The organism is Methanosarcina spelaei, from assembly GCF_002287235.1.
GTDB classification, from domain to species: domain Archaea; phylum Halobacteriota; class Methanosarcinia; order Methanosarcinales; family Methanosarcinaceae; genus Methanosarcina; species Methanosarcina spelaei.
In genome coordinates this window covers 1-12008 of the sequence record NZ_LMVP01000055.1, presented here as the reverse complement: position 1 = coordinate 12008, position 12008 = coordinate 1, and the positions used below count along the sequence as shown (strand labels likewise).

Genomic DNA, 12008 nt, shown 5'->3' with positions numbered 1-12008 from the left:
TGGAGTCACCGGAAGAGTTGCCAGAAGAGTTGCCAGAAGAGTTGCCAGAAGAGTTGCCAGAAGAGTTGCTTGAACTGGAGCTAACCACATCGATGTGGACTGGAATCCGTATCCCTGCCATCACATCAGTTCCGGAAGTTGGCTGGATCAGAATCTTACAATCCAAATCAGTTTCGGCAGAGGAAGGTACATTGAGCTTTACTTTTACCTCTTTATTTTCACCCGCCTGCAGACTGAAAGAAGAAGGAGATACAGAAAACCAGCTCTCATATGTAGTATTATCTATATGGATTTCATAATCTTCAGCTTCACTGCCAGTGTTTATCACGTGCAGCGATTGTTCTCCCTGAGCCCCAGGATTAAGCTCGAAACTTAACTTTCCTGGACTAACCCCGATTCCGATCTCTGCTGCAGACGCAGTCTGGATCGATATGAGAAATATAGACATGAGTATTGCGATTTTTTTGAGCATTTTATATACCTCAAAGTTTTTTTATTTAAACATATACAGAATTTCACAATAATTTGTAAATTTAAAAAATGAAATCAGGGGAACTTCGGAAAATTTCATAACCTTTCCCACACCTGAAACATCGAATTGGGGAGATAGGTTTTATACCGCTTCTCCCCAGAAAATCAAGTTTCCTTCTGCTTTATCCAGTTCTCCTTCGTATCCGACAGGCACATCGAGCACAAGTTCCATTTCTTCCGTATTTCGGCTTGAAATCAGTTTTGAGTACTGGCTCCAGAAGATAGAACCGAAAAAGAGAGAGTTGTTGTACAGCTGGGAGCTACCTGATCCAAGTTCGGCTGAAATGGTTACATCGGAATTTCCGGTATTTATGATGTTAAGGTGTGTACTGCTTCTCACACCTGAGGCCAGGGATCCGAAGTCAAGGCTTGACATATTACACTTGATAGAGACTGATGGCAAAACCTTTTCTGGATCGGCAAAGGCATAGACCCGCCCGTCATCTCCAATTGTGAAAACGATCCCGTCGGAAATTGCAGGTGAAGCGCCCCCGTTGGGATAACTCCAGACTACATTCCCTGTATAAGCATCGAGGGCATATGTGCCAGCGTGTCCGAAATAGTCATCTTCAGCGTGTTTTCCTGCAAAGACCATACCATCTGCAACAGCAACTGACGTAGTCCAGCCCCCGATCTTATCTTCGGCAGAGGTATTCCAGACAAGTTCATGGGTTGTTGCGTTGAAACAATAGGTTTCAATTGTGCTAAATCCAGGACATCCACCCGAAATATAAATATTACCGTAAGCAATAGCCGGTGTAGACGAAACATCAGTGCTTGGGACGGTTTCATTCCAGAGGACTGAACCGTCTTCAGCATTCAGAGCGTAAAGCTTTCCATCGTAAGTAGTTACATAGACAACTCCCTCAGAGACTGCAGGAGACCCGCCTGCCTCGTAAGAAAGCGTCTGATTCCAGAGCTCGTTTCCACTCTCTGCATCGACACAGTAAACATGTCCTGGAGAACTGAAGAGTGGCCCGCTTGTCAGGTAAACCTTGCCTTCGTAATAAGCTGGTGTGCCAGTGGCAACCCCGGTAACTGTAAAATTCCATAGTTCTTTTTCGGTTTCTGCATCGGTACAATAATAATGGTGAGATTGACCATCACTATCGAATACTTTCCCATCTGCAAACATTGCTCCACCGTTGAGAGCTTCCGTCCGTCCGTACAATATCTTCCCATTACCATAGCAGAGAGATCCCCACCCCGGTACAACCAGACCTATTTCATCGGAGGAAGTTACATTTCCAGTGAATTCATCAATGGTTACTATCCTTAACTCATCGGGATTTGTTGACATTGGGTCAGGAGCGTGGTCTACTCCACACTTGACAAAGACTTTACCTTTAGCAATAACAGGCGAAGAGCTGGGAATGGCCCAAATAGGGTCACTTACCCAGAGCAGTTTTCCACTATCAGGGGCTTCACCTGAAGAGAAACCAGTGTGTGCATTGTCTTTATGAAACTGGCTCCAGGTATCGTTATTGTCAGAAGCTGTGGTTGTTGATGAGAGTAATAAAATGGACAGAAAAACCAGAAAAATTGGTAAAAATTTTATGTTTACATTCTTATTCATATCCTTTAGCCTTCCCTATTTCAATTGATGATTGAAATTTTTCAATCATCAATTGAAATATTTGTACAATTTCTGTAGCCAGAAGATGAAAACTTCGAATCCGACTGGCTAAAATTTCCGGAAAGAGTCAGAATGTAGAAAATGCCTTCATAGCTAACTTGCCTTATATTTTGAAACTCGAGAGATCCTGACAAATATCCCGGAAAGATTATTTTTCCATTATTAAACCTTAATTTAGTTTTCAACCCTGTAATCGAGTTTTCATATGGTGTATTTGTAAAAAGCAGGTTTTCAAAATTAATGTTTATTTTAAAACATAATTAATATAGGATTGTATTTGAATAACAAGCATTATCTTTTAGAATAACTGTTTATTAAATTCCTTTTTAGTTATGAAGTTTTTAACTGATCCTTAAACAAATTCAATATTTTTTTATTGAAGATATACCTATGCCAAAAATTGCATGAAAAATTATACAAAAAACTCCAGAGAATCGGGTATTGAGCTCTATAAAGATATAAAAACCAAGACTATTAAGACTATTATAACCTAAACAAACATCTGAAATCAGACAGAAAAAAGGAGAAAGTAGATAAAAATCCCACGAAATAAGAATTACTTGGGTCATAAATCAAGATAAATAAGCTTTATCAAACTTATAAAATGGGAAAAGCCTTATCAGGCCATTTCCACCCAGAAAACGATTTTTTGTTTTCTATTTCAGTATCCGAGTAACCTTCCGACATCACAAGTACAGTTCAGTTTCAACCGACTGCCCTTCCATTATAAGCTTTGAATAATCATTCCATATTCTGGTATCAAGGGAAAGACTTTTGTTGAATAGTTGACTGGATGTATCCTCTACTTCAACGTAAGAATTCAGGGCACAATTGCCGGTATTTCTCATATTGAGGTGAATGGTGCTGTTTTTTCCTGCCAAAAGATGGTCAAAGCCAAGTTACGAACGATTGATTTCAAAATAGACCTTAGAGACTGTCTTAAAATTCAAGCCATTTATATAACTGGATAATGTGCAATGATAACTTTAATCATAATCGTATATTTTCGGAAATCCAGGTGCACATTGACCTTAGGAGACGCTTCATCACATAGGACTGCACACATCTGATACATAAAATCAAGTATAATAGACATTGTGTTCAAATCAGCATTTTAGAATTTAAGTTTTTAACGCTACTGTTTTTCGGCTCAAGTTAATGAGTTCTATCCCAATTGTGGTCTCAAGTTTAATTTTAAGACACGCTCTCAGAACTTTTATTCTGGAGCTTGAGAGTCTTCTGTTCAAAAACAGGCGAGAAAAAAGGAAAAAATAAAGAAAAGGCTGTAAAAAATAAAATGTGCCTTTGAAAGTCAAATTTCAGATTTTCTTTTTCCTTATCCCTATATAGATTGCACCAATGCTTACAAACACGAAAAGCAAACCCATGATATCCGAACCTGAGAAGGACATACCAGTGGAGGAGTTTTCGTCCCTGTACGATTCTTTTTGCATCTCATACCCTTCAACGTAATCAGAATCTGCAGATTTTTGTACATCCGGGATGGGTTTTGCTGTATCCGTGCCGTATCCGCTGTTCGAGATATCTGCCTGTGTCTGGTTTCCAGAGCCGGAAACAATTCTGGCTTTACCCGTACTGCTGCCAGAACTGCTGTTGCTGTATGAATGAGGCTCATTTTCCCCTTCATCAAGTTCATGGGACTCTGTAGCTTCTTTCATTTTTTCGGAAAAGCCAGGAACGGAGACCATTCCTTCCACAAACTCGGTGAGAAGAGGATTTCCGCAGGTGTGGTGACAGCAAGTTGCACCGTTATCCGCAACGGACTGCGCATATTCCGATGCAAGAGACTCAAGAGTCTCGGACGAAGGGGTCCAGTAACCTTTACGGACAGCCTCTAACATTCTTCCTGATATAGACTGGAAAGCTGCAGGACTGTTTTCTTCGAACCATTCATGCATCTCAGAGTCACCAATATAGGTAGTATAAACTTTATTCCAGACATCGTCACTGATAAGGTCGGGACTGGTAGCCTCCCAGCCCCAAAGGTTTTCCACAAACTCGGAAAACATGGAACCTCCGGAGTAGCCTGACTCCATCATGCCTTCGATCCACTTGTCGTTAAAGTAAGTGGAGCGCATGTTCTTGGAAACGTATTCTTCCAGGGTAACCATTTCAGCATCATTCGGGTCCCTGGTATCCGAGACGTACATCTCGGGGGTTTCCCCGGAAAGATATCGAATTGCCATGTTCATGCCTCCGAAGTACTGGAAGAAATCGTCGTTATCAAATGCGTCGTAGAGGTTTGAAGTGGAAGAATGAACAGATGCGTCCACAGATTCGAGGTTTGAAGAAAAGAGCTCCGAACTCTTGTATCCCCAGAGCTCGTTTCCGTAGGCATATCCCATGGTTTCCAGGTAAAGCTCTGCAATCTGGGACTCATTTTCCCAGTTCATACTGGATTTTACAAGGTTAGAAACTCCAAGATCGTAGGTCCCATCCTTTACTTCAAAGCAGCGCATTGTCGAAAGGGTCTTTGCAAGGGCAGCAGCCTCTGTGGCGTTTCCGGTTTCATTTAAATAATTTTCATAGAGCTCATTGTAGATTTCCTGGGTGTTCTCATTTACATAGTTCGGATAACTGCCATTCGTCACATTGTTTGCAAGCTTTACCGCATCATCAACCATCTGGATTTTATCAGGAAAAGCATCTCTCATCCCTGCAGATACATAAACGATGTCTATCCGCGGCCTCCCGGGCTTTGAAGAATCATAACTTGGTAAAAGTTCCTCTTCCGGAATCAGTTCCAATCCCCTAACAACTCCGTGTTCGTCCCATACAGGTTTTACTCCAAGCAGGTAGAGCACTTCCGCTTCCAGAGTTCCGTGGTCCTGGATGAAGTCTACTCCAAACCTGGAGAATGAGACCTTTTTAGGATATTCTCCATGCTCTTCGTAATAATTTTCAAGCAATTGCTGAGCCAGACGCTTGCCAACTTTCCATGTAGCTTCCGATGGATACAGTTCGGGGTTTATTCCGTAGAAATTCCTGCCCGTAGGTACGGCATCCGGCCGGAGCACAGGATCGTTTCCGGGCCCTGGAGGAATATAGCAACCGTCAAGGGCAGAAAGGACGCTGTCAATTTCAACATCAGAGTCCAGAAGTCCCTGTTTGTACTCAAGCCCAAGACGCAGGTCGCTGCTTACCGTATCATTTGTCATCCCATATATGGTCAACTGTGCTTCTTCAGAGGTAGCGTTCATGACAATCGCCTCCCTGATCATCCTGTCTACTTTTGTATCATTCAGGGGAATTCCCAGAGGGTATGCCGTAGAATTTGAATAAAAGGCAGCTTCGACATGGCCTTCGAAGGAGCTTCCAAGCATCGAACGGACCATATAGGCCAGTTCGTCCCAGTGTGGATAAAGAATTTTGTCCCTGTATTCGAGTCCATGTTTTATGTCCGTAGTTATCGAGGAATCGTTCCAGCCATAGTAGAGGTCCTGAGCCGTTTCAGGATCGGTATTGTTGCAGACCGCACTCCAGAGAAGATCATCCGGCCTTGTATCATTTACCGGGATACCTCCCGGGTATTCCGTGACGTTAGAATAGAAGGCGGTCTCAATATCATCTCTAAATTTCTCCCCTGCGATAACCCTGACGAGAGAAAACAGTTCCGATTGGCCAGGTTCAAGCATGGAATCCTGATAACCAAGCCCACGTTCAAGGTATGAGTTTACCGAAGAATTGACCTGGCCGTAGATAAGTTCCTGAGCTTTTGAAGGCTGAGTACTGTTTCGAACCACTTCCCAGATCAGGGTGTTGACTTTTGTATCATTTTCCGGAACTCCGTCCGGAAACTCAGAGTAGAACGCAGCTGTCACATTTGCCTTGAAACTGCTGCCCAGAAGGGCCCTGGTAATGTTGGTCAGTTCATCTTTCTGAGGATCAAGACTGTTACAGGAAGGAACCTCTGAGAGTACGTGCATACCGTAAGGGATACTGTCTCTTTCGATATCTTCTATGTATTGGTGAAGGACATCCTTTACAAAGGTATCGAAAGCTGTGGTGTTATAGAGACGCAGTTCACTTGCATTGGTTTCGAGTTCCTCATCGAGTTTAAGCCTTTCCATCTCATCTACAATCTCCATCTGATAGGCGGTTTTCGTCTGAGTATTCATCTCAAGCCCGTAATATTCCTGCATAAGCCTTGTAATATTTTCCAATTCCCCGTATCCACCGGCCCTCTCTAAGGTAGGGGTAAGATGATCGATTATAAGTGCATTTCCACGGTATTCAGCAGTCAATCCCTCTCCAACATTAGCTACGATATAGGGATAGATATTGGGAGTATCTCCAAGCAAGTTAGGAGACCATTCACTTGTCCTGTTCAATCCGCATGCCTGCCCGGGCAGCCATTCATGAGTTCCATGAGTCCCCAGGTGGATGATTGCATCAGGTTTGAAAGAATTGTTCAGCCACATATAAAAGGCAATGTACTGGTGAGTGGGAGGGACCTCACTGCTGTGGTACAGAGCGTCCTGATCCTCAAAGAAGCCTCTCGCCGGCTGAGGCATAAGCCAGACATTCCCGCAGCGAATAGCTGGAAGTACAATGTACTTACCACTAGTGTTTTCCCATATCATGGGGCTGGAACTCAAATTAGACGATTCATTCCATGGTTCCCCCCATTTTTTTATGACATCTGCCTGCAATTCCTCAGGAAGGGTTTTGAACCAGGTGTGGTAAGTTTCTATGGGGATCAATTCAATCCCCCAGTCCTGTTTGTTTTCTACAAGGGCATCGAGCATGCCTTCGGCCCAGGACCCTGCGTTATAGCCCTGGAGCCTTAAGCGGTCAAGAAGTTCCGTTGAATTTTCAGGAACATAATTTATATTATAGCCGCTTTTCGCCATATCTGAAATAAGCCCGCACATGCTAGTCACCCCATCCAGATAGCTTGCCGTTCCAATGTTATCTTTGCCTGAAGGGTAATTGTAGTAGATAATAACGACTTTCTTTTCGGAGTTGTCCTTGCGCTTGAGCTCAGCCCATTTTATGGCACGGTTTGAAAGCCAGTCAACCTGGGCAGGCATCGGGACATACTCATAAAAGCCAGTGGTGCTGTTTTTGACGCTTTTGCCAGTGACAATATATTCAAATATCCCGTCCATGTCAGGGCTGATAGTTTTGCGGACAATCTGGTCGGTGGGAATTCCACGAGTGGCGTCTGCAGGGTCTACAATTTCGGACTCCTCTACTTCAATACCTCTAAGGACAGCAACATTGAGCTTTTTAAGTTCTTCGATACCCTGTTCAGGATTGTTGTAATTCAGCCTGAAACTTTTAAGTGAAATCATGCACTGGACCAGAGGAGCTCCATTTTCATCACAGTAATATTCCGTGATATTGTCGAAGGTGTCAAAACCTGCAATCACATTGCAGCCTTTGTTTTCAAGGTCCCGGATAATGGCATCCGTAATTCCGGTATATCCGTTTTGCAGGTCGGTTCTATGGAACCAAATTCCGATTGTGGGTTTTTCAGGGTCATAGCGCCTGTGACTTTCAGAATCTTGGCCATACCATGTCAGATATTTTTGTGTATCTTCAAAGTAATAAGACTTGTTGTCGAGTCCAGGATAATAGATTCCCACAAGAGGGATACTGTTGCCAGAACTTTCAAAATAAGTCCAGTTACCGGTAAGATCGGGACTATTACCATATATTTTGGAAAGATATATCAATACGTTTTCAGCATTTTCGAGCCCGCTGGAGTCTTCACTCATGTTAAGGTAATAGTGGCAAAAAGTATCGTTTTCAGAGCCATTGTAGGCATGATCGATATAGGCAGGAGCAAGGGAAGGGGGATCAAAAGAATTTATATCTATTACTGTAGTCCCGTTTGCATGTGCAGCTTCTAAAGATGCACTGAGAGTTTCATAGATGTTACTGCTTAGCGTATCGCAGATTATCACATCCTGCATTCCTACAAGCCCTGACTCACCGGCAAGCAGTGCGTCATCACTAGAACCATTACTATCATTATAGGCGTTGAGGTTCAAAAGTTCGATACTGGAACTATAGGGGTTTGTCTGACCGGCAAGTTCAAAGGCAGAGTTTACCCCATAACCCAAATACATTATATGAACAAGATCCCAGTCATTGGTTATCTCCGGACGGTTAGTATAGTTTTCCGCAAGGTAGTGCAGCAGATATTCGGCATTTTTCTGCCTTACTGTCCCATTAGTACCCATGTAGCGATAGAAATTGCAAATAGGGTCGTCTGTAAGACCATCGGAGACATAATCAAAATAAGAAGGAGTACCCGAAGAATTGAAGCTTGCAAAAGCCGTCCCCTTTGTGTGAGCCTGCCAGAAGGTATCATTCAGGGTTCCGAAGATTGAAGATGAAAACTGGTCACAGAATATAAGATTTTGTTCTCCGATCAGCCCATTTTCTACTGCTGACAGCAAGTCAGCACTAGGATTTCCTCTACCATCGTGTGCTTTGATGTTGGTAAACTCAATCAAATTGCTGTAACGGCTATTGTTGGCTGCCAGCTCAAGGGCATCACTTGATTCTGGACCCAAGTACATGATTTTAATTCTGTCCAAGTTTTCAAGAGTCCAGTCCTCTGTTAATATCGGGCGGAAGCCGTATTCTTTGGAGAGGTAGATTAACAGGTTTTCCGCATTGTTTTTTTCCTCTCTGGTATCAGTACCCATGTTGTCATAGTAATTACCGATTGCAGTATCGTAGTCTACCGGTCCCCCAAACTCTCCGGAAGTTGTTTCGTTAGTTTTATAAGCATATACATAGTTAAAAAAGTTTTTCCAGGTTAATGGCTGACCTTGGGGCTGGATATTTACAATATAAACTCCAGCGTTGCAGATATCAGAAAACAGGTTTGCATCATAATTGTAAATTGAACTGGAAAGATTATCACAGATCAGGATATCCTGTTCTTCCAGAAACCCATTCTCGGCTGCAGCTATCAGTTCGTTGCTAGGGCTGTCCCCGGCTTCGTTGTAAGCTTCAAGGACCTTGAATTCTATATCATCTCTATAACGGTTTGTTTGGTTTGCCAGTTCAAGAGGAGGGCACCCGTTGTGTCCCAGGTAAAGAATTTTTATTTTTTCCCAGTCATCCTGATTAACAAGGCTTACATTCCATTCAGTGGTGATATCCGACCTGTTTGCATACTCCTTTGCAAGGCAGATAAGCAATTTTTCTGCATAATCGAGGCCGGTTCCACTGCTTCCCATTCTGTCGTAATAGTATCGAACAGGGTTTTTTCTCGAGTCTCTGTACACATAATCAAAAAATTCAGGTTCACTTTCAGATCGGATATCCACAAAAACGGTTCCGTTATCATGGGCTCTTTTAAATGCGTCTTCTACACTTTCATATATGGGACTGTAAAGCATATCACAGAGTATAACATCCTGTTGTTCTATAAGCCCGCTTTCAGCTGCATTCTGCAAGGAGGAGCTGGCTGTATAGGAGGAGCCGTAAGCATTGATATTAGTGAAATTTATGTATTCGCTAAACTCATTCGTAGTACTGGCTTTTTTCAAGGCATAATTTTCTCCGTAACCCAGATACATTATGTTTACCTTATTTTCTGCAGCTGAAACAGCTGGTACAAGCAAAAAAACAAGCAATGCAGCTAGAAGCAATAAACTATATTTCATTTTATTCATATTATCCCCTGTGTTAGGGAACCTCGGGCATCCCGGAAGAAGGCTATCGAGATATAGACATCCCCTTTGTTACATTTTCATTCTCAATCGTACTAAGTTTTATGAACTATATTACGTGAAGAATCCAGCAACACCAGATTTCAAAAGATAAAGCTGGAAACCTCTCGATGTCTTACAGGGGACAGGAACAAAAACAATAATAAGTAAAGAATCTCTCCAACTTTAAGTACACTGTCACCTGAGTTTTATTCCCTCGATGAGTTCATAGCCGGAACTTAAGCCAGAAGTCCTAATTTTAGAAAGCAGTATCGTCAACCGGTACCTTTAAAACTATTGACTCTTGTTGTACGTTACGAGAAGAAATTATAAAAAAAACCGTTTTCGGGTTACAAATATTAGTTATTTAAGTAACACAGTTATAGTTTTCACAGAGAAACTTTACATCTCATGAACCAGGAAAGATCATTTATACCCTCATAGAGATATTCGGTAGTGGGTTTGAATCATTGAAAACCAAAATCGAAAGAATCTCCGATTATATTCATCAAATGCATGGTATTCACTCGTTTATTCAGAATTGATCTATAGTTCAGGGACACGACCAGATATTCTTTCCTCAACTTAGAATCTATCCAAAAAGTCAATAGTATAATTGGGACTCATTGGTCATCGGTTAAGGAATTTTCTTGCCTGAAAGCTATCGATTTTGCATTAGAAGCCGTCCTTAAATTTTGGCCTATTTACATAAAATCGATACCCTGTTCCAGCTAATAACGTATTAACATTTTTGACAATTGTTGTTGAAATTGACGCAATTTGTCACGATTTCTCACTTAACCGAAGATGCATAATTGGGTCTTAATCATTTGTGCTACTAAGAGACTATCCGAAAAGTGGTTACCTGCTGTAACTTTAACATTTCATATTTTTTGGTCATCATTACCTTTAAAGTTCAAATTTGTTATCACTTTTATTAAGTTTATATCCCTTGACCAGAAAAGTAACTCTTGGAAGTAAAGGTGTTAAATAGTTTAACTTATTGTAACCATCCAGAAAACTGAAAGGGAACAATAATTAAACTTACACTCCAATAATTCCTACATAAAGCCAGTTAGATCCTGCTTAAAAGACAGGAAATAACTAACGCATCCAGGGTTTATGCGGAAGATGCCAAGCCGATATCAACTGCAGAAACCCTGGCCCAGAAAATGGCTCTATAACTGTTATAAGTATTCTTAGCAACTTTAAGAGTTTCTCAAGATTCAAGAAGTAAATTTCAGTGATCTGTTATTTATTTTTCTTTAATTGGTAGCTATTGCCCACTTTCCGCAGGTGCGACAAGAAGCTATACTATGAATTGCGTCATACGCTACCCTTTTCCATTTGAGGTAATCCTAGCGTGACATGCATAAATGGTAACGTTTGTATGTGAAGCTCACACAACAATACCAAGAACTTAAGGAACCTGGCTTTAATAATTGGTTAGGATAAGAATACTATGAAGAACGTAAAGTGAACCATCGTAAGAATCGTGAAGTCGAATAAGCGAAAACAGGTTGATACGCTTTAATCAAAAAGGTACAGAATCAGGCTGTAATGGGTCTGCGGACATTATGGCAAATGGACAAATGATCTCGATTTATAGATGGCTTCTAAGGTATTCACATTATTTGTAGTATAGAACTTGGTAAACCCTAAATGCTTCTTATGGGCAGGATTTCCGTGAGGGATGACGATGGCGTTGAGGGTAGAGGATTCAGTAAAAAGCGAATGTCAATCTGTAATGGATTGAATAGGGGTTCAAACTTTGCCCTGATCCTAAAGGATGCTGACTTACTGATGATTCTCTTGTGTGAACGGAAACAAATTCACGAATGTAACATATTCAAAGACACCAATAGTGAGAAGCTTACAGACAGTAATGTTAGAGGGCTATTATCCAGAATCACAAAATCAGATGCAAATAACTGATGCCTGATACAGAAGGAGTTTGAAAACACTCGAGCCGTATGAAGGGAAACTTTCAAGTACGGTTCCTAGGGAAGAAAGGAGGAGTAATCCTCCAGACTTACCCGACATGTGCACAAAAGTGACAGTTAAATTCTCAATACGGCAGTAAATTAAAACCTTAGATAGGTTCATATGACCTTTCAATTCTTTAGTTACTGATTTTCATTGTC

The 12008-nt window shown here is 41.6% G+C and carries 4 protein-coding genes; 1 reads left to right on the top strand and 3 read right to left on the bottom strand.

The window, feature by feature from the left end:
• The 3 genes from ASJ81_RS04405 to ASJ81_RS04395 all read right to left on the bottom strand — a co-directional run.
• The coding region (locus ASJ81_RS04405) for a COG1470 family protein (RefSeq protein ID WP_449288769.1) at positions 1 to 472 on the bottom strand (472 nt) is incomplete at its 3' end.
• A gap of 141 nt (positions 473 to 613) precedes the next feature.
• Positions 614 to 2107 carry a PQQ-binding-like beta-propeller repeat protein gene (locus ASJ81_RS04400; RefSeq protein WP_095643427.1) on the bottom strand — a complete coding sequence of 498 codons (1494 nt, stop codon included), beginning with the start codon at positions 2105 to 2107 and terminating at the stop codon, positions 614 to 616.
• A gap of 1379 nt (positions 2108 to 3486) precedes the next feature.
• Positions 3487 to 9828 carry a cobaltochelatase subunit CobN gene (locus ASJ81_RS04395; protein ID WP_095643426.1) on the bottom strand — a complete coding sequence of 2114 codons (6342 nt, stop codon included), beginning with the start codon at positions 9826 to 9828 and terminating at the stop codon, positions 3487 to 3489.
• Positions 9829 to 11550: 1722 nt separating this feature from the next.
• On the opposite strand from ASJ81_RS04395, the gene ASJ81_RS04390 reads away from it, so the two are divergent.
• On the top strand, positions 11551 to 11799 hold the full coding sequence (locus ASJ81_RS04390) for a hypothetical protein (RefSeq protein ID WP_095643425.1): 249 nt from the start codon (positions 11551 to 11553) through the stop codon (positions 11797 to 11799).
• Positions 11800 to 12008 lie beyond the last annotated feature (209 nt).